Origin of the sequence: Streptomyces sp. NPDC056373, assembly GCF_042262425.1 — a bacterium.
GTDB lineage: Bacteria > Actinomycetota > Actinomycetes > Streptomycetales > Streptomycetaceae > Streptomyces.
Genome location: NZ_JBHJPX010000001.1, coordinates 382977 through 401635, shown reverse-complemented (window position 1 = coordinate 401635; position 18659 = coordinate 382977). Strand labels below are relative to the sequence as shown.

Below are 18659 nucleotides of genomic sequence, written 5' to 3'. Positions count from 1 at the left end.
GGACGTCGTTCCCGAACCGGCTCCGTCCAGACGCTACCTTCCGGCCCCGCCCCCGTCCCGTGGGGGCCGTCCGGAGTGCCGGTATCGTTGCTGACGGCCGGCCGGTTCGTAGGCTTCCCCGTATCCGGGGACGCAAAGCATTCGTATGAACGCACAAGGCGCCTGAAGGTACGAGGCGCCACCTGCCGGCCACCTGGACAGACGCTCCCCCGAGAAAGGCCTCCACCGTGGCCGCCAAGCCCGTGGCCCCGCGCGCCAAGCGCCTCGTCGTGCTGGTCTCCGGATCAGGCACCAACCTGCAGGCGCTGCTCGACGAGATCACCGCCGCCGGCGCACCGGAGTACGGGGCCGAGGTCGTGGCCGTCGGCGCGGACCGCGAGGGCATCGAGGGGCTGGCGCGTGCCGAGCGCGCGGGGCTGCCCACTTTCGTGTGCAAGGTCAAGGACCACCGAAGCCGCGAGGAGTGGGACGCCGCCCTCGCCGAGGCCGTCGCCGCGCACGAGCCCGACCTCGTCGTCTCCGCCGGGTTCATGAAGATCGTCGGCAAGGAGTTCCTCGCGCGGTTCGGCGGGCGGTTCGTCAACACCCACCCCGCCCTGCTGCCCAGTTTCCCGGGAGCCCACGGCGTACGGGACGCGCTCGCGTACGGCGCCAGGGTCACCGGCTGCACCGTCCACTTCGTCGACGACGGCGTCGACACCGGGCCGATCATCGCGCAGGGCGTGGTGGAGATCCGGGACGAGGACGACGAAGGCGCTCTGCACGAGCGCATCAAGGAAGTCGAGCGAAGGCTGCTCGTCGAGGTCGTGGGGCGCCTCGCCCGCAACGGCTATCGCATTGAGGGACGAAAGGTAGTTATCCAGTGACCGCCGAGAGCAACAAGCGGCCCCTTCGCCGGGCGCTCGTCAGCGTCTACGACAAGACCGGGCTCGAGGACCTCGCGCGCGGGCTCCACGAGGCCGGGGTCGAGCTCGTCTCCACCGGCTCCACCGCCGCGAAGATCGCCGCCGCCGGCGTCCCCGTCACCAAGGTCGAGGAGCTCACCGGCTTCCCCGAGTGCCTGGACGGCCGCGTCAAGACCCTGCACCCGAGGGTCCACGCCGGCATCCTCGCCGACCTGCGCCTGGAGGACCACCAGCAGCAGCTCGCCGAGCTGGGGGTCGAGCCGTTCGACCTGGTCGTCGTCAACCTCTACCCGTTCCGCGAGACCGTCGCCTCCGGCGCCTCGCCCGACGAGTGCGTGGAGCAGATCGACATCGGCGGCCCCTCGATGGTCCGCGCCGCCGCCAAGAACCACCCCTCGGTCGCCGTCGTCACCAGCCCGGCCCGCTACGCCGACGTGCTCAGGGCCGTCCAGAGCGGGGGCTTCGACCTCACCACCCGCAAGCGGCTCGCCGCCGAGGCCTTCCAGCACACGGCCGCCTACGACGTGGCCGTCGCCTCCTGGTTCGCCTCCTCCTACGCGCCCGTCGACGAGTCGCAGTTCCCCGACTTCCTCGGCGCCACCTGGGAGCGCGAGCACACCCTGCGCTACGGCGAGAACCCGCACCAGCCCGCGGCCCTCTACGTCTCCGGCACGGGCGGCCTCGCCCAGGCCGAGCAGCTGCACGGCAAGGAGATGTCGTACAACAACTACACGGACACGGACGCCGCGCGCCGTGCCGCGTACGACCACGCCGAGCCGGCCGTCGCGATCATCAAGCACGCCAACCCCTGCGGTATCGCGGTCGGCGCGGACGTCGCCGAGGCGCACCGCAAGGCGCACGCGTGCGACCCGCTGTCGGCGTTCGGCGGCGTGATCGCGGTCAACCGCCCGGTCAGCAAGGAGATGGCGGAGCAGGTCGCGGAGATCTTCACCGAGGTCATCGTCGCGCCCGGCTACGAGGACGGGGCCCTGGAGGCCCTCACCAAGAAGAAGAACATCCGCGTGCTGCGCTGCGCCGACGGCCCCGCCGCCCCGGTCGAGGTCAAGCCGATCGACGGCGGCGCGCTGCTGCAGGTCACCGACCGTCTCCAGGCCGACGGCGACGACCCGGCCAACTGGACGCTGGCGACCGGCGAGGCGCTGAACGCCGACGAGCTGGCCGAGCTGGCGTTCGCCTGGAAGGCCTGCCGCGCGGTGAAGTCCAACGCGATCCTGCTCGCCAGGGACGGCGCCTCGGTCGGCGTCGGCATGGGACAGGTCAACCGCGTCGACTCCGCGAAGCTCGCCGTCGAGCGGGCGGGCGCCGAGCGCGCGGCCGGCGCGTACGCCGCCTCCGACGCGTTCTTCCCGTTCCCGGACGGCCTGGAGATCCTCACCGCCGCCGGGGTGAAGGCCGTGGTCCAGCCCGGCGGTTCGGTCCGTGACGAGCTGGTGGTGGAGGCCGCGCAGAAGGCCGGCGTCACCATGTACTTCACGGGGACGCGGCACTTCTTCCACTGATCCCGGTGGTGACGGAGCGGGCCGCGGTGACCTCGCCGGCCCGCTCCGCACGCGTCGGCCGATGACCCGGTGGGGTCACTTCCGGCCCTCGGGTGCGTACTCCTTCAGGAAGTGGGCCACGCGGCCGGCGTAGGTGCGTACGTCCGGGGGCACGCCGCCCGTCGCGTTCACCGTCCGGTACGACGTGCGGTAGGCGGCGGCGATCAGGACCCGCCGGTCACCGGGCAGGCCCTCGTGCAGACGCGGGGCGATCCAGCACAGGTAGCGGCCCATCGCCGGGATGGATTCGGCGGGTGGGAAGGGCGGCTGGGGGACCGTCTCGCCGGGGGTGCCGTCCTCGTTCATCCACCAGCGCAGGACGCGCGGCGTCCAACGGGCGATGCCGTACTCGTTGTTGTCGGGGTCCGAGAGGTCCGGGTCGAAGTCGCTCTCCACCTTCAGCATGGCGGCGATCAGGACCGGCGTGACCTCCCTCTGGTCGCAGTCGTGCGCCGTCTCGACGATCAGCAGCCGGTAGGCGGGCGGAACACCCCGGTCGGTGCGGAGTTCGGACGCGCCGTACGCGGCCGCGGAGACGTGCGCGGTCGCGCCGGAGCCGCTGCCGGCGCTGCTCCCGGCCCCGGCCCAGACGCTGATGCCGTAGGTGAGGGCGGCCAGGGCCGTCAGCGCCCCGGCCAGGACGGCCGCGACGGACCTTCTCCGCAGGCGGCGGCCGGGGTGCAGACGGGGCAGACGGACAGCGCGACCGCCCGGGCCGGCGGCCGACGTCACCCGGCGCAGCAGCGCGGCGCCGCCGATGCGCTGCGCGTGCGTCCGGGTCAGGCAGGCGCGCACGATCTCCCGCCAGGTGTCGGGCAGTTCGGGCGACAGCCGCAGTTCGTCGGCACCGCGGGCGTACGCGGCGGCCGCGTCGCGGCGGGCGGCCGGGGTGGCTCCGGGCAGCGGGAAGGAGCCGGTGAGCACGAGATGGGCGAGGACACCGTAGGCCCAGATGTCGGCGGACGGGCGGATACGGCGGCCGCGCTCGCCGATCTCGGTCCACAGCAGTTCCGGCGGGGTGTAGTCGGGGGTCGAGAAGGCCGGCGTGTAGGCGTGGGTGCCCTCCAGTTCGGCGGCCATGTTGAAGTCGCCGAGGCGCACCGAACCGTCCGCCATCAGCAGCACGTTGGCCGGTTTCAGGTCGCCGTGCACCCACCCCGCGTCGTGCAGCTGGGCGAGGCCCTCGGCGATCTGCGCGAGCAGCGCGGGGCCGGCGGCGGGCCGGGGAGCGGCGGCGAGCAGGGCCGACAGGGAGCCCTCGGCCTTCTCCAGGACGAGGACGGTGGCGCCGTCCAGGTCGGGGTGGGCCGGATCGTCGACCGTCAGCGTCTGGTACATCCGCACCAGCCGCGGATGCCGCAGCCGCCGGTACAGCTCGACCTCCCGCTCGATCAGTTCGCGCAGGTGGGTCAGTCGGCGGGGCGTGGCCGTCCCGGTGGGCAGGAACTTCAGCGCGGCCGTGGTCGGCAGCCGGGCGCCGGTGCCGTCACCGACGCGCCGGGCCGCGTACACACTGCCGAAGGCGCCCGTCGCGATGGGCTCGCGCACCTCCCAGACGCCGACCCGGTAGCCCCTGGGCACGGGCACGGCGTACGCCTCGGTCACCGGATCGCTCCGGCCCGGCCGGGCCGGCCGAGGAACCCGGAGGCGCCGCGTGCGCATGCGCCCGGGGCGGGTCGTTCACCGGGTGTGGTGTGAAGGGGGGTGCGGTTTCGCTCGTCCTCCGTGGTCGGCGGAGGTACCACGATGATGCTGTACAAGGTGCTCTCCCCGTGCCTGAACAGCTACCACCGTCAGACTAGGGCGACGCACCAGGGCCGTGCCCCCCTCGTACGGGTGAGACACGGCCCTTGGAAGTGTTTGGCGTGAACCGGTCCTGTCGACCGGGCCCCCTCAGTAGCGGGGGCGGTTGAACCAGGCCTTGCCGTTGGCGTTGCCGACGAACACCGCGACCAGGATGGCCAGGACGGTGTGCACCAGGCCGACGAGGAGGAACGGGTAGATACCCAGGACCGCCGTGATGATGGCGAAGACCAGGATGGTGACCCGGGCGCCGTTGCCGCCGTTCTTGAACTTCGTCGCCAGGACGGCCGCGAACACCAGCCAGGCCAGGCCGAACACCACGTAGCCCCAGATCACACCGGTCGAGTTGCCGACCAGGTCCTGGAAAGCGGTGTCGTCCTTGAGGGACTCGTTGTCCTTGGCGGCGTTCAGGGCCGCGGCGGCGAAGGCGAAGACGGCGATGCCGACGACCTGGAGGCCGACGATGACCCACATCATCACGCGGGCCGCGCCCACCGAACCGGGCATCGTGGTCGGCGCGGCGGGGCCGCCGTAGGGGGAGACCGGAGGGGCCTGCGGGTAGCCGTAACCGGGAGCCTGCCCCTGGTCCTGCGGGTAACCGTAGCCCGGCTGCTGCGGCTGCTGCCCCTGGGGAGCGCCGTAGGGGTTGTTGGGGTCGCCGTAGCTCATGGGGGACTTTCCTCCGTTGGTCCGAGTGCGGGGACGACGCGTGACATCCGCACGGAGGAAAACCTTCAGTATTGCGACCGTCCCCCCGTTGAACTGCCCGCGGCACTTGTCGGCTCATCGTTCTTCACCACTGACCGGCTTGTCCAGCCGCATTCCCGATGTGTTGTGCAAGTGCAACATCGCCGATCATGGGCGGATACGGGACGGCGGACCCCGCGGTGCCCGTATTGCGGTCGGATTGGAACCGTGGCGGGGTCATCCGCGAGGATGGGGACATGACCGCCCAGATTCTCGATGGCAAGGCCACCGCAGCCGCGATCAAGTCCGATCTGACCGCCCGCGTGGCGGCGCTGAAGGAGAAGGGCGTCACGCCCGGCCTCGGCACGATCCTGGTCGGGGACGACCCCGGCAGCCAGAAGTACGTCGCCGGCAAGCACCGCGACTGCGCGCAGGTGGGCATCGCCTCCATCCAGCGCGAACTGCCCGCCACGGCGACCCAGGAGGAGATCGAGGCGGCCGTCCGCGAGCTGAACGAGGACCCGGCCTGCACCGGGTACATCGTGCAACTGCCGCTGCCGAAGGGCATCGACGAGAACCGCATCCTCGAACTGATGGATCCCGACAAGGACGCGGACGGGCTGCACCCGATGAACCTGGGGCGCCTCGTCCTCAACGAGCCCGCCCCGCTGCCCTGCACCCCCAACGGCGTGCTGACGCTGCTGCGCCGCTACGGCGTGGAGATCAAGGGCGCCGAGGTCGTGGTCGTCGGACGCGGCGTGACCATCGGCCGGCCGATGCCGCTGCTGCTCACCCGCCGCAGCGAGAACGCCACCGTGACGCAGTGCCACACCGGCACGCGTGACCTGTCGGCGCACCTCAAGCGCGCGGACGTCATCGTCGCCGCGGCCGGCTCCGCCCATCTGATCCGTGCCGAGGACGTGAAGCCCGGCGCGGCCGTCCTCGACGTCGGCGTCTCCCGCAGCGCCGAGGGCAAGATCGTGGGCGACGTCCACCCCGACGTCGCCGAGGTCGCCGGCTGGATCTCCCCGAACCCCGGCGGAGTCGGCCCGATGACCCGTGCCCAGCTGCTCGTCAACGTGGTCGAGGCGGCGGAGCGCAGTGCCGGCTGAGCACAAGGCCCCGAGCGGGCACGAGGCGTCGAGCGGGCACGAGGCGTCGAGCGGGCACGATGCCCCGGGCGGGGGCGAGACCTCGCGCGGGCACGAGCCGACGCGCGGGCACGAGCCGACGGGCGGGCAACAGGCCGGGAGTGAGCACACCGCCGCGGACAGGCACGAGGCCGGCGGGCGCACGGCCCCGGACCGTCAGGAGTCCGGCGGCGGGCGCACGGCACACGAAGCCGGTGGGCGCGCCACCCGGGACACGCATGAGGCGCGGAGCGGGCACGACACCCCGGACGACCTCACCGTCCGGGACCCCGTCAGTGCGCCCGACGCCGAAGGGCGACCGCGGCGGGTCACCCGGCGCTTCCCGCTGTTCACCAGGGACACCGCGCGGCCCGAGGGCGGTGGCCGGGCAGCGCCCGGGGGCGCCCCCGCACCGGCGCGGCAGTGGCCCGTGCTCGCCGTGCTGGGGCTGGCCGGGGCCGGGCTCCTGGTGACCGCGTTCGGCCAGTTCCGGCTCGGGACGCTGCTGATCGGCGTCGCCCTGCTGGGCGGGGGTGCGCTGCGCTGGCTGCTGCCGGACGTCGGCATGCTCGCCGTCCGCTCCCGCTTCACCGACATGGTCACCTACGGCCTGCTCGGCCTGGTGATCGTCATGCTGGCGCTGATGGCACAGCCGAAGCCGTGGCTGCAGATCCCGTTCCTGAAGGACACCCTGCACTTCACGGTCACCAACGAATGACGTGGACGGCGGTCCGTCCTCTCCCCCGAGGAAGGACGGGCCGCCGCCACGCCCCACCTTCCTGCACCGCGAACGGCCTGTTCAACGGCTGTCAGTGCGCTGTGGCACGGAAGTGACAGTTCCGGTACGTCTGGCTTCCAATACCACACAAAGTGGTGCGACAGCCGGGTCGGCATGGACAATCGGGACGGTCCAGGGTGTATCGCGCGCGGTCACCATGCTCCTGTGCGCCCCTCGTCGGGGAACTGAGATCCTGACTGGGCGCATCCCTGTGGGTATCCAGAACGGGGACTCGGCCGAGGCCGCCGCGCGGGGGGCGAGCAGCGCGAGAAATATCAGCACGTTTCGGGGGGAAGAGGGGGAGCAATGCCTCGTTGGAAGGCCTTGCCGGATGAGCTCGATCCACAGATCAGGGAGTTCACCAGCCAGCTGCGCAGGCTGGTGGACCGCGGTGGTCTGAGCATCGCGTCGGTCGCGGACCGCACGGGCTACAGCAAGACGTCGTGGGAGCGTTACCTGAACGGCCGGCTGCTCGCCCCGAAGGGCGCGATCGTGGCCCTGGCGGAGGTCACCGGCACCAACCCGGTGCACCTGACCACGATGTGGGAGCTCGCCGAGCGCGCCTGGAGCCGCTCGGAGATGCGGCACGACATGACGATGGAGGCCATCCGGATCTCCCAGGCGCGCGCGGCGCTCGGGGAGTTCGGCGGGCAGGATTTCGGCGACCCCTCGGCCGGTGGCAAGGCAGCCTCGGCGGGTGGCAAGTCGGCGTCGGCCGGTGGCAAGTCGGCCTCGGCGGGTGGCAAGTCGGCCTCGGCGGGCGACGGCAGAGCGGCCTCCGCGGGCGGCGGCAGTCCCGCCCGCAGGAGCGGCGGCACCACGGTCACGCCGGGCATCGCGGGACCGGCCGGCGTGGCCCCGACCGTGCCGCCCCAGCCGACGGCTCCGGAGGTCCAGGACTCCACCGGCTCGGATCTGCGGGAGAGCGGCCGCAGCGCCGAGCCCGAGGTCAACTCGTGGGGGCTGGCCGGGTACCAGGGCCCGTCGCCGACGAGCGGGCGCTCCGCCGGTACCGGCGCGGGCAGGGGATCCCGGCCCGGCTCGGGTCCCGGAACCTCCACCGGGTCGCCCGGCGGCCCCGGCCGGACCCCCGGTGCGGGGGCGGAGCCGTACGGCGAACCGCAGGACGCCGTCCCGTCCCGGTCGGGCGGGGCCGGCGGCGCAGGGGGGAATCGCCCCATGGCCTCCGCCTCCGCCGCCGCGGGCAAGAAGCGGACGGTGACCTTCGTCGCGGGTGTCGTGGGCGTGCTCGTGGTGATCGCCGGAGCGTTCTACCTCACCGGCGGTGGTGGCGACGACGAGGCCAAGGGCGGCGCGCCCTCGCCCTCGCCGACCGTCAGCAGGGACCCGAAGCTGCCGCCCGGGGTGAAGTGCAGCGGTGCCGGCTGCACCGGCAAGGACGCGGAGGCCATGGGGTGCAGCGGTGACCTGGTGGCCACCGCGCAGACGGCGACCGTCGGCCCGACCACGGTCGAGGTCCGCTACAGCAAGACCTGCAAGGCGGCCTGGGGGCGTATCACGCAGGCCGCCCAGGGTGACGAGGTCCGGATCAGCTCGGGCAAGGCGAAGCAGACCGGCAGCATCACCGAGACCGGGGACAGCATCGCCTACACCCCGATGGTGGCCGTGAAGAGCGCCGCCGACGCCAAGGCCTGCGCGACGCTGGCGGCCGGACAGAAGGGCTGCACCGGCTGAGGGGGCGGCGGGGCCGTGCCCGTTGAGCAGGACCGGGTGGAGAAATTCCGAAAGGGTGGAATGCCCGCCGGAATCCGGGGCACGTGAACCGTACCCCCACGGGAGTCCGGCACGGTCGGTATCCCCCCAGGCGGCCGCCTTCGTCCTCCTCTCCCGGACGGGCGGCCGCCTCTTGCATGGGGGCGCGCACATGCGTACGGGCCGGGACGGCGTTGTGGGCTGGGCCACACCGACCCGGACGTCCGGGATCCCGGATGCGCGATAGCCTGACGGCTGGATGGATCTCTTGACGCCAAGAGATCGATCAAACGTCCGGGGCAGGGACCCCGCCCCACCGCCAGCTGTCATACGGAGAACGCCATGACCCGCACTCCCGTGAACGTCACCGTCACCGGCGCGGCCGGCCAGATCGGTTACGCCCTGCTCTTCCGCATCGCCTCCGGTCAGCTGCTCGGCGCGGACGTGCCGGTGAAGCTGCGCCTGCTGGAGATCACGCCGGCCCTGAAGGCGGCCGAGGGCACGGCCATGGAGCTGGACGACTGCGCGTTCCCGCTCCTTCAGGGCATCGACATCACCGACGACCCGAACGTCGCCTTCGACGGCACCAACGTCGGTCTGCTCGTCGGCGCCCGGCCCCGCACCAAGGGCATGGAGCGCGGTGACCTCCTGGAGGCCAACGGCGGCATCTTCAAGCCGCAGGGCAAGGCCATCAACGACCACGCCGCGGACGACGTCAAGATCCTGGTCGTCGGCAACCCGGCGAACACCAACGCGCTGATCGCCCAGGCCGCCGCGCCGGACGTACCGGCCGAGCGCTTCACCGCGATGACCCGCCTCGACCACAACCGCGCGCTGACCCAGCTCGCGAAGAAGACGGGCACCACGGTCGCCGACATCAAGCGGCTGACCATCTGGGGCAACCACTCCGCCACCCAGTACCCCGACATCTTCCACGCCACGGTCGCCGGCAAGAACGCCGCCGAGACCGTGAACGACGAGAAGTGGCTGGCCGAGGACTTCATCCCGACCGTCGCCAAGCGCGGTGCGGCGATCATCGAGGCCCGTGGCGCGTCCTCCGCCGCGTCGGCCGCCAACGCCGCCATCGACCACGTCCACACCTGGGTCAACGGCACCGCCGAGGGCGACTGGACCTCCATGGGCATCCCGTCGGACGGCTCCTACGGCGTCCCGGAGGGCCTGATCTCCTCCTTCCCCGTCACCACCAAGGACGGCGTCTACGAGATCGTCCAGGGCCTGGACGTCAACGAGTTCTCCCGTACCCGCATCGACGCCTCCGTCAAGGAGCTCGAGGAGGAGCGCGAGGCGGTCCGCGGCCTCGGCCTCATCTGACCGGAGCCTCTCCGCGTTCGTACGCAGGCCCCGTACCGGTTGCTTCCGGTGCGGGGCCTGCGGGCTTTCCACGCCCGGACGTCTTCCGGCCTTGCACGGAGTGACGTCCAGGTACCTGATTCATGGATGGTTTGCAGCGATTTGCCCGCATCTCCCGTGACGCAGCGCACTTTCGGCCATGGGTGCGCATGCAATTGCGGGAGGAGGGCAGGCGAACCCGGTCTCTTAGTGACACGAATGTGACACAAGGGCGCTGATCAGGAACGGAAGGCGAAGAGCGATCATGGCGGAAAGTACCGAACTTCAGGCGCGTGAAACCATCCATGCGGGAGGAGAGTGGCGGGCGGCCACCTCCGGGGCCACCCGTGAGATCCTCGACCCCGCGGACGCCCTGCCCTTCGCCGTGGTCGCGGAGGGCGACGAGAAGGACACCGATCTGGCGATCGCCGCCGCCCGGCGCGCCTTCGACGAGGGCCCGTGGCCGCACACGCCCGTCACCGAGCGGGCCGCGCTGCTGCGCCGCGTCGCCGATCTCCTGGTCCGTGACCGCGAGAAGCTCGGCCGGCTGGAGGCCCAGGACGCGGGCAAGACCGTCGAGGAGGGCCGCGTCGACATCGACTGTGTCGCCGACGCCTTCCGCTACTTCGCCGACCTGGTCGCGGGCGAGGCCCCCGGCCGGGTCGTGGACGCGGGCTCGCCCGACATCCACAGCGTCGTCGTGCACGAGCCGATAGGCGTCTGCGCGATGATCACGCCCTGGAACTACCCGCTGCTCCAGGCCAGCTGGAAGGTGGCCCCCGCCCTCGCCGCCGGCAACACCTTCGTCATCAAGCCGAGCGAGATCACGCCGATGACGACGATCGCGCTCATCGACCTGCTCGTCGAGGCCGGTCTCCCCGAGGGTGTCGCCAACATCGTCACCGGCCCCGGCCACTCGGTGGGCGCGCGCCTGTCCGAGCACCCCGACGTCGACCTGGTCTCCTTCACCGGCGGCCTGATCAGCGGCACCAAGGTCGCCGAGGCCGCCGCCCCGAGCGTCAAGAAGGTCGCCCTCGAACTCGGCGGCAAGAACCCCAACGTCGTCTTCGCCGACGCCTGCGCCACCGAGGAGGGCTTCGACACCGCCGTCGACCAGGCCCTCAACGCCGCCTTCATCCACAGTGGCCAGGTCTGCTCGGCCGGCGCCCGCCTCATCGTCGAGGAGTCGGTCCGCGACCGCTTCGTCACCGAACTCGCCCGGCGTGCCGAGAAGATCCGCCTCGGCCGCGGCACCGAGGACGGCGTCGAGTGCGGCCCGCTCGTCTCCGAGCAGCAGCGCGCCAAGGTCGAGATGTACGTCGAGTCCGCCCTCAAGGAGGGCGCGGTGCTGCGCTCCGGGGGCAAGCGCCCCGAGCCGTCCCCGCAGCGCCCGGAGAACGGCTACTTCTACGAGCCGACCGTCCTCGACCACTGCCACCGCGAGATGCGCGTCGTGCGGGAGGAGGTCTTCGGGCCGGTCCTCACCGTCGAGACCTTCCGCACCGAGGACGAGGCCGTCGCCCTCGCCAACGACACCGAGTACGGACTGGCGGGCGGTGTCTGGACCGCCGACGCGGGCCGCGCCCGCCGCGTGGCCGGCCGGCTGCGCCACGGCACCATCTGGATCAACGACTTCCACCCCTACCTGCCGCAGGCGGAGTGGGGCGGTTTCGGCAAGAGCGGAGTGGGTCGCGAACTGGGCCCCGCCGGCCTCGCCGAATACCGGGAGACCAAGCACGTCTACCAGAACCTCGCTCCCAAGCCGGTGCGCTGGTTCGCGGGCTGACCCCCGCCCCCGCCGGGCCGCCGACCTCATCCCGGGCTGACCCCCACACCCCGGGCTGAACGTCCCCGTCCCCCGAGCTCGTTCACTTCATCCCCACTGGAGCAAGTACGCCATGTCCCACACCAGTCATGAGTACGACTATGTCGTGATAGGCGGCGGAACCGCTGGTTCCGTGATCGCCTCCCGCCTGACCGAGAACCCGGACGTCACCGTCGCCGTCATCGAGGGCGGCCCCAGCGACGTCGGACGCGATGACGTGCTGACCCTGCGCCGCTGGATGGGCCTGCTCGGCGGCGAGCTCGACTACGACTACCCGACCACCGAACAGCCACGCGGAAACTCGCATATCCGGCACAGCCGGGCCCGCGTCCTGGGCGGCTGCTCCTCGCACAACACCCTGATCGCCTTCAAGCCGCTGCCCGCCGACTGGGACGAGTGGGAGGCCGCCGGGGCCAAGGGCTGGGGCGCGGTGCAGATGGAGGCGTACTTCGCCCGGCTCAACAACAACATCGTCCCGGTCGACGAGAAGGACCGCAACGCCATCGCCCGCGACTTCGTCGACGCGGCCCAGGAGGCGCTCGGCGTGCCGCGCGTGGAGGGCTTCAACAAGAAGCCGTTCACCGAGGGCGTCGGCTTCTTCGACCTCGCCTACCACCCCGAGAACAACAAGCGGTCCTCCGCTTCGGTGGCCTACCTCCACCCGGTGATGGACGAGCGGCCCAACCTGACGATCCTGCTGGAGACCTGGGCGTACAAGCTGGAGCTCGACGGCAACCGCGCCGCGGGCGTGCACGTGCGCACCAAGGACGGCGAGGAGATCCTCGTCAAGGCGCGCGGCGAGGTGCTGCTGTGCGCCGGTGCCGTCGACTCGCCCCGGCTGCTGATGCACTCCGGCATCGGCCCCAAGGCGGACCTGGAGAAGCTCGGCATCCCCGTCACGCACGACCTGCCGGGCGTCGGCGAGAACCTGCTCGACCACCCCGAGTCGGTCATCGTCTGGGAGACCAACGGCCCCATCCCGGAGAACTCCGCGATGGACTCCGACGCGGGCCTGTTCGTGCGCCGCGACCCCGAACAGCCGCACCCGGACCTGATGTTCCACTTCTACCAGATCCCGTTCACGGACAACCCGGAGCGACTGGGCTACCAGCGGCCGGAGTTCGGCGTCTCCATGACCCCGAACATCCCCAAGCCGAAGAGCCGCGGCCGGCTCTACCTGACCAGCGCCGACCCCGAGGTCAAGCCCGCGCTGGACTTCCGCTACTTCACCGACGAGGACGACTACGACGGCAGGACCCTCGTCGACGGCATCAAGATCGCCCGTGAGATCGCCAGGACCGAGCCTCTGGCCGGCTGGCTCAAGCGCGAGGTGGCTCCCGGCCCGGACGTCACCGGTGACGAGGAGCTCAGCGAGTACGCCCGCAAGGTCGCGCACACCGTCTACCACCCCGCCGGCACCTGCAAGATGGGCGCCGCCGACGACGGGTCGGCCGTCGTCGACCCGGAGCTGCGCATCCGCGGCCTGGAGGGCATCCGCATCGCCGACGCCTCCGTGTTCCCCACGATGACCACCGTCAACCCGATGATCGGAGTCCTCATGGTCGGTGAGAAGGCCGCCGAGCTGATCGGTGGTGGTTCCAAGTGACCGCGACCCTCGAACCCCCGACGGAGCAGACCATGGACAGCGCCCCCGTCTTCTCCGTGGAGAACCTGTGGAAGGTGTTCGGCCCCAAGGCCGAGCGCGTTCCCGGCGACCCCGAGCTCACCGCGCTCGACCCCGCCGAGCTGCGCTCGCGCACCGGCTGCACGGCCGCCGTCCGGGACGTCAGCTTCGACGTGCGCAAGGGCGAGGTCTTCGTCGTCATGGGCCTGTCCGGCTCCGGCAAGTCCACGCTGGTGCGCTGTCTGACCCGGCTGATCGAGCCCACGGCCGGCACCATCGCCATCGACGGCGAGGACGTCCGCGCCATGGACCGCGCCCGGCTGCGCGAACTGCGCCGCCACCGCGCCGCGATGGTCTTCCAGCACTTCGGTCTGCTGCCGCACCGCTCGGTCCTCGACAACGTCGCCTACGGCCTGGAGATCCAGGGCATGGGCAAGGCCGAGCGGCGCGAGCGGGCCGCCGAGATCGTCACCAAGGTCGGCCTGGAGGGCATGGAGCACCGCCGCCCCGGCCAGCTCTCCGGCGGCCAGCAGCAGCGTGTCGGTCTGGCCCGCGCGCTCGCTGCAGACCCCGAAGTGCTGCTCTTCGACGAGCCGTTCAGCGCGCTCGACCCGCTGATCCGGCGGGACATGCAGGAGGAGGTCATCCGGCTGCACCACGAGGAGGGCCGCACGATGGTCTTCATCACGCACGACCTCCAGGAGGCCCTGAAGCTGGGCGACCGCATCGCCCTGATGCGCGACGGCCGGATCGTCCAGCTCGGCACCCCCGAGGAGATCGTGGGCGCGCCCGCGGACGACTACGTCCGCGAGTTCGTCCGGGACGTCCCGCGCGAGCAGGTCCTCACCGTCCGCACCGCCATGCGCCGCCCCGCGGCGGACCAGGACGGCAGCGGACCGGCCGTGCGCCCCGACGCGACGGTGTCCGAGGCGATCGAGGCGGTCGCCCGCGCCGGCGCTCCGGCCCGGGTCGTGGACCAGGGCCGCTGCGTGGGCGTGGTCGACTCCGACACGCTCCTCGGTGTCGTCGCCGGGACGGAGCAGCCCGCTCCGCCCGGGACGCGGCAGCCCAAGGAGGCGGTGTGATGGCGACCATCACCGCGTCCCCGCCGCGCGTCGGCGTGCCCGCCTTCCTCAAGCACCGGGCCGTCCACAAGCTGCTGCTGCTCGCCGTCGCCGCCGCGATCCTCGTCCCCCTGGCCAACGCCCGCTGGGCGAGCGGCAGCTGGCCCGGCGCCCTGACCGTCGACTTCTCCCAGCCGCTCGCCAAGGCCAGCGACTGGATCATCGACAACCGCGACAGCCACCCGCTGTTCCTCTACTTCTTCGGCCACGTCAGCAACGTCGTCGTCATCGCCGTAAGGGCCGTCTACCTCACCCTTCTGGCCGTCGGCTGGGCCGGCGTCACGGCCCTGGGCGCGCTGGTCGCCTGGCGCGTGGCGGGCGTGAAGCTGGCGCTCGGCACGGCCGCCGCGTTCCTCGCCTGCGGGCTGCTCGGCATGTGGGTGCCGACCATGCAGACCCTCGCCCTGATGGTCGTCGCGGTCCTCGCGTCGGTCCTCGTCGGCGTGGTGCTCGGGCTCGCCGCAGGGCTGTCCGACCGGATGGACCGCGTCCTGCGACCGGTCCTGGACACCATGCAGGTGCTGCCCGCCTTCGCCTATCTGCTGCCGGTCGTGCTGATCTTCGGCATCGGCGTGCCGGCGGCCGTCCTGGCCACCGTCATCTACGCCGCCCCGCCCATGGCCCGTCTGACCTCGCTCGGTCTGCGCGGCGCCGACCAGGGCGTGCTGGAGGCCGTCGAGTCGCTCGGCTCCACCGCGCGCCAGCGCCTGCTGACCGCCCGCATCCCGCTGGCCCGCAAGGAACTCCTCCTCGGCGTCAACCAGACGATCATGATGGCGCTGTCCATGGCCGTCATCGCGGCCGTCATCGGCGCGGGCGGTCTCGGTGACCGCGTCTACCAGGCCCTGGCCTCGGTCGACGTCGGTGCCGCGCTCGCCGCCGGCATCCCGATCGTGCTGCTGGCCGTGGTCCTGGACCGCGTCACCGGCGCGGCGGGGGAGAAGCTCGGTGCCGAACCCGAGCCGAACAGCGGCCGCGGCTGGCTCTACGCCCTCGCCGGCGTCGTCGTCGTGGCGGTCGCCGGGCGCCTCGCGGGCCGCCTCGACTGGCCCGAGTCGTGGGTCGTCGGCATCGCCGAGCCCGTCAACCGCGCCGTCGACTGGATGACCGCGCACCTGTACTCGGGCGTCCCCGTCGTCGGTGGCACCGCCGACTGGGCGGGCCACTTCACCACCTGGGTCCTCGACCCGATGCGCAGCGGCCTGCAGGCGCTGCCCTGGTGGGGCGTCCTGCTGATCGTCGCCGCCCTGGCCTGGGTCATCGGCACCTGGCGCACCGCGCTCACCGCCGTCCTCGCCATGGCCGCGATCGGCGTCCTCGGCGTCTGGAAGCCGTCCCTGGACACCCTCTCCCAGGTCCTGGCGGCCGTCGCCGTCACCCTGGTCGTCGGCTTCGCCGTCGGTATCGCCGCGGCCCGCAGCGACCGGCTGGAGCGGGCGCTGCGCCCGGTCCTCGACGTGTTCCAGACGATGCCGCAGTTCGTGTACCTGATCCCGGTCGTCGCCCTGTTCGGCGTCGGCCGCGCCCCGGCCGTCGCCGCGGCGATCGTCTACGCCCTGCCGGCCGTCGTCCGGATCACCACCCAGGGCCTGCGCCAGGTCGACCCGGCCGCGCTGGAGTCCTCCAGCTCGCTCGGCGCGACCAGCTGGCAGCAGCTGCGTCAGGTCCAGCTCCCGCTGGCCCGCCCGGCGCTGCTGCTCGCCGTCAACCAGGGCCTCGTCCTGGTCCTCGCCGTCGTCGTCATCGGCGGCCTGGTCGGCGGTGGCGCCCTCGGCTACGACGTCGTCTTCGGCCTCGCCCAGGGCGACCTGGCGACCGGTCTGGTGGCGGGCGGCGCGATCGTCTGCCTCGGCCTGATGCTCGACCGGGTGACCCAGCCCACCGAACGCCGTGCGAAGAAGGGAGCGTGACATGCGAGTCCGCAAGACTGCCGTGATCGCCGCGGCGAGCTCCCTGGCCCTGCTCACCGGCTGCGGCGCGGCCGACATGACCAAGCAGGCGTCGCCCTTCGCCAACGCGCAGGGCTCCAAGACCGTGACCCTGTCCGTGCAGTCCTGGGTGGGCGCCCAGTCCAACGTGGCCGTCGCCCAGTACCTCCTGGAGCACGAGCTGGGCTACCGCGTCGACACCGTCCAGGTCGACGAGGTGCCCGCCTGGGACGCACTCAGCCAGGGCCGCGTCGACGCGCTCCTGGAGGACTGGGGCCACCCCGAGCAGGAACAGCGGTACGTCAAGGACAAGAAGACGATCGCGCCCGGCGGCGAACTCGGCGTCACCGGCCACATCGGCTGGTTCGTCCCGACGTACTTCGCCAAGAAGCACCCGGACATCACCAACTGGAAGAACCTCAACAAGTACGCCGACCAGTTCCGCACCCCGGAGAGCGGCAGCAAGGGCCAGCTGATGGACGGTTCGCCGTCCTACGTCACCAACGACAAGGCGCTGGTGAAGAACCTGAAGCTGGACTACCAGGTGGTGTTCGCCGGCTCCGAGGCGGCGCAGATCACGCAGATGAAGCAGTTCGCCAAGGAGAAGAAGCCCTTCCTGACCTACTGGTACTCCCCGCAGTGGCTCTTCAAGAAGGTCCCGATGACCGAGGTGAAGCTGCCGCCGTACAAGGAGGGCTGCGACGCAGACCTGGAGAAGATCGCCTGCGCCTATCCGCACACCCCGCTCCAGAAGTACCTCAACGCGGACTTCGCGAAGAAGGGCGGCAAGGCGGCGGCCTTCCTGAAGAAGTTCAAGTGGACGACCGAGGACCAGAACGAGGTCTCCCTGATGATCGCCGACAAGAAGATGACGCCGGAGGACGCGGCGAAGAAGTGGGTGGACAGCCACAAGTCCACGTGGAAGAAGTGGCTGTCCTGAGCCTTCCTACGCCAGGAGTCCGGCGGCGATCTCCCGCAGTGCGCGGGTGGCCTGTCGCTGGAGTCCCGGCCCGAAGGTGATCCGGGTGGCCCCTCGTTCGCCGAGTTCGGCGGGCGAGGGGCCGTCGTCCGTCAGGGCCCCGACGTTGATCGGCCCCCGGATCCCGGCCCGCAGCAGCGGCAGAACGTCCGGCGGGACCCCGATCGGGTACACGCAGTCGGCCCCCGCGGCGACGTACAGCGCCGCCCGCTCGATGGCCGCGCCGGGGTCGTCCACCCCGCAGGCGAAGGTGTCGATGCGGGCGTTGACGAACAGCCGGTCACCGGCCGCCTCCCGCACCTCGGCCAGCCGATCGGCGTGCGCCCGCGGGTCCTTGAGCACCCCGTCCGCGGAATCCTCCAGATTGCAGCCGACCGCCCCCACCTCCAGCAGCCGCTCCACGAGGTCCTTCGGCGCGAGCCCGTAACCGCCCTCCACGTCCGCCGACACCGGCACGTCCACGGCCCGGACGATCCGGGCGACCGCCGCGAACATCTCGTCGGCCGGGACCTGCCCGTCCTCGTAGCCCAGGGAGGCGGCGACCCCCGCGCTGGGCGTGGCGAGCGCGGGGAACCCGGCCTCGGCGAACACCCGTGCGCCGGCCGCGTCCCACGGCCCGGGCAGCACGAGCGGATCGCCGGGCGCCCGGTGGTGGTGCAGGGCGCGGAACACCCCGGCCTTGTCCGTCGTACGCCCAGCCCCGGCCGTCACTTGTGCTGCCCCGGCTCGTAGTGCCCCGGCGCCATACGGCACGTCACGCCGAACCGGTTCCACGCGTTGATCACCGTGATCGCGGCGATGACCTGCGCCAGCTCGGCCTCCTCGAAGTGCTTCGCGGCGTTGTCGAAGACCTCGTCCGGCACGAAACCGTGCGTCAGGACCGTCACCGCCTCCGTCAGCTCCAGCGCCGCGAGCTCCTTCGCGGTGTAGAAGTGCCGCGACTCCTCCCACGCCCCGAGCTGGATGATCCGCTCGACGCTCTCCCCGGCGGCCAGGGCGTCCTTGCTGTGCATGTCGAGGCAGAACGCGCAGCCGTTGATCTGCGAGGCGCGGATCTTCACCAGCTCCAGCAGTTTGGGGTCCAGGCCCCGCCGGGCCGCCACGTCGAGCCGGACCATCGCCTTGTAGACCTCGGGCACGTGCGTGGCCCACTCCAGACGGGCGGGCCGTTCGGGGGCGTACTCCATGCTTTCCGGGGCCGTCGTTTCGTCGGTGTGCGTCGTCATGCCCTCGACCCTAGGAGGCAAGCAGCCC

At 71.8% G+C, this 18659-nt stretch carries 15 protein-coding genes; 11 read left to right on the top strand and 4 right to left on the bottom strand.

The annotated features are described in order from the left end of the window. The first annotated feature begins 227 nt into the window (after positions 1 to 227). Together purN and purH are read left to right on the top strand one after the other, a co-directional pair. Positions 228 to 866 (top strand): phosphoribosylglycinamide formyltransferase, encoded by a 639-nt coding sequence (purN, locus tag ACFCXS_RS01880; protein ID WP_376640955.1) that lies wholly within the window; start codon positions 228 to 230, stop codon positions 864 to 866. Continuing rightward, on the top strand, positions 863 to 2425 hold the full coding sequence (gene purH, locus ACFCXS_RS01875; RefSeq protein ID WP_376640953.1) for a bifunctional phosphoribosylaminoimidazolecarboxamide formyltransferase/IMP cyclohydrolase: 1563 nt from the start codon (positions 863 to 865) through the stop codon (positions 2423 to 2425). The genes purN and purH overlap by 4 nt, the downstream gene beginning before the upstream one ends. A 75-nt stretch (positions 2426 to 2500) precedes the next feature. Here the strand turns inward: purH and ACFCXS_RS01870 are convergent, their stop codons facing one another. Both ACFCXS_RS01870 and ACFCXS_RS01865 read right to left on the bottom strand, forming a co-directional pair. After that, complete coding sequence (locus ACFCXS_RS01870) at positions 2501 to 4069, bottom strand: protein kinase (RefSeq protein WP_376640951.1); 1569 nt, start codon at positions 4067 to 4069, stop codon at positions 2501 to 2503. A gap of 288 nt (positions 4070 to 4357) precedes the next feature. After that, positions 4358 to 4936, bottom strand: coding sequence for a hypothetical protein (locus ACFCXS_RS01865; protein WP_376640949.1), 579 nt, complete (start codon positions 4934 to 4936; stop codon positions 4358 to 4360). Between the two features lie 275 nt (positions 4937 to 5211). On the opposite strand from ACFCXS_RS01865, the gene ACFCXS_RS01860 reads away from it, so the two are divergent. The 9 genes from ACFCXS_RS01860 (at position 5212) to ACFCXS_RS01820 (ending at position 17366) form a co-directional block, all read left to right on the top strand. Continuing rightward, the gene (locus tag ACFCXS_RS01860) at positions 5212 to 6066 is read left to right on the top strand and encodes a bifunctional methylenetetrahydrofolate dehydrogenase/methenyltetrahydrofolate cyclohydrolase (RefSeq protein WP_376640947.1); all 855 of its coding nucleotides are present in this window, start codon (positions 5212 to 5214) and stop codon (positions 6064 to 6066) included. Beyond that, positions 6056 to 6802: a DUF3017 domain-containing protein gene (locus ACFCXS_RS01855; RefSeq protein ID WP_376640945.1), complete on the top strand. Its 747-nt coding sequence runs from the start codon at positions 6056 to 6058 to the stop codon at positions 6800 to 6802. Before ACFCXS_RS01860 ends, ACFCXS_RS01855 begins: the two co-directional genes overlap by 11 nt. A gap of 366 nt (positions 6803 to 7168) precedes the next feature. Then, on the top strand, positions 7169 to 8557 hold the full coding sequence (locus ACFCXS_RS01850) for a DUF2690 domain-containing protein (protein WP_376640943.1): 1389 nt from the start codon (positions 7169 to 7171) through the stop codon (positions 8555 to 8557). Between the two features lie 360 nt (positions 8558 to 8917). Continuing rightward, positions 8918 to 9907, top strand: coding sequence for a malate dehydrogenase (locus tag ACFCXS_RS01845; protein ID WP_376640941.1), 990 nt, complete (start codon positions 8918 to 8920; stop codon positions 9905 to 9907). A 283-nt stretch (positions 9908 to 10190) separates the two neighbouring features. Continuing rightward, positions 10191 to 11711, top strand: a complete 1521-nt coding sequence (locus ACFCXS_RS01840; RefSeq protein WP_376640939.1) for an aldehyde dehydrogenase family protein — start codon at positions 10191 to 10193, stop codon at positions 11709 to 11711. Positions 11712 to 11823: 112 nt separating this feature from the next. Continuing rightward, positions 11824 to 13356, top strand: a complete 1533-nt coding sequence (locus ACFCXS_RS01835; RefSeq protein WP_376640938.1) for a GMC family oxidoreductase — start codon at positions 11824 to 11826, stop codon at positions 13354 to 13356. Further along, positions 13353 to 14459 (top strand): glycine betaine/L-proline ABC transporter ATP-binding protein, encoded by a 1107-nt coding sequence (locus ACFCXS_RS01830; RefSeq protein ID WP_376640936.1) that lies wholly within the window; start codon positions 13353 to 13355, stop codon positions 14457 to 14459. The genes ACFCXS_RS01835 and ACFCXS_RS01830 overlap by 4 nt, the downstream gene beginning before the upstream one ends. Further along, positions 14459 to 16408, top strand: coding sequence for an ABC transporter permease (locus ACFCXS_RS01825; protein ID WP_376640934.1), 1950 nt, complete (start codon positions 14459 to 14461; stop codon positions 16406 to 16408). The genes ACFCXS_RS01830 and ACFCXS_RS01825 overlap by 1 nt, the downstream gene beginning before the upstream one ends. A 1-nt stretch (position 16409) precedes the next feature. Beyond that, positions 16410 to 17366 (top strand): ABC transporter substrate-binding protein, encoded by a 957-nt coding sequence (locus ACFCXS_RS01820; protein WP_376640932.1) that lies wholly within the window; start codon positions 16410 to 16412, stop codon positions 17364 to 17366. A gap of 6 nt (positions 17367 to 17372) precedes the next feature. Here the strand turns inward: ACFCXS_RS01820 and ACFCXS_RS01815 are convergent, their stop codons facing one another. After that, positions 17373 to 18116, bottom strand: a complete 744-nt coding sequence (locus tag ACFCXS_RS01815; protein ID WP_376640930.1) for an isocitrate lyase/phosphoenolpyruvate mutase family protein — start codon at positions 18114 to 18116, stop codon at positions 17373 to 17375. Next, a complete protein-coding gene (locus ACFCXS_RS01810) occupies positions 18113 to 18631 on the bottom strand; it encodes a carboxymuconolactone decarboxylase family protein (RefSeq protein ID WP_376640928.1) in 519 nt (172 codons plus the stop codon). Before ACFCXS_RS01810 ends, ACFCXS_RS01815 begins: the two co-directional genes overlap by 4 nt. Positions 18632 to 18659 lie beyond the last annotated feature (28 nt).

Excerpts from the sequence above, each read along its gene's own strand:
- ACFCXS_RS01865 (WP_376640949.1), bottom strand. The coding sequence starts at position 4,936 with ATGAGCTACGGCGACCCCAACAACCCCTACGGCGCTCCCCAGGGGCAG.
- ACFCXS_RS01860 (WP_376640947.1), top strand. The coding sequence starts at position 5,212 with ATGACCGCCCAGATTCTCGATGGCAAGGCCACCGCAGCCGCGATCAAG.
- ACFCXS_RS01850 (WP_376640943.1), top strand. The coding sequence starts at position 7,169 with ATGCCTCGTTGGAAGGCCTTGCCGGATGAGCTCGATCCACAGATCAGG.
- ACFCXS_RS01845 (WP_376640941.1), top strand. The coding sequence starts at position 8,918 with ATGACCCGCACTCCCGTGAACGTCACCGTCACCGGCGCGGCCGGCCAG.
- ACFCXS_RS01840 (WP_376640939.1), top strand. The coding sequence starts at position 10,191 with ATGGCGGAAAGTACCGAACTTCAGGCGCGTGAAACCATCCATGCGGGA.
- ACFCXS_RS01835 (WP_376640938.1), top strand. The coding sequence starts at position 11,824 with ATGTCCCACACCAGTCATGAGTACGACTATGTCGTGATAGGCGGCGGA.
- ACFCXS_RS01825 (WP_376640934.1), top strand. The coding sequence starts at position 14,459 with ATGGCGACCATCACCGCGTCCCCGCCGCGCGTCGGCGTGCCCGCCTTC.
- ACFCXS_RS01820 (WP_376640932.1), top strand. The coding sequence starts at position 16,410 with ATGCGAGTCCGCAAGACTGCCGTGATCGCCGCGGCGAGCTCCCTGGCC.
- ACFCXS_RS01810 (WP_376640928.1), bottom strand. The coding sequence starts at position 18,631 with ATGACGACGCACACCGACGAAACGACGGCCCCGGAAAGCATGGAGTAC.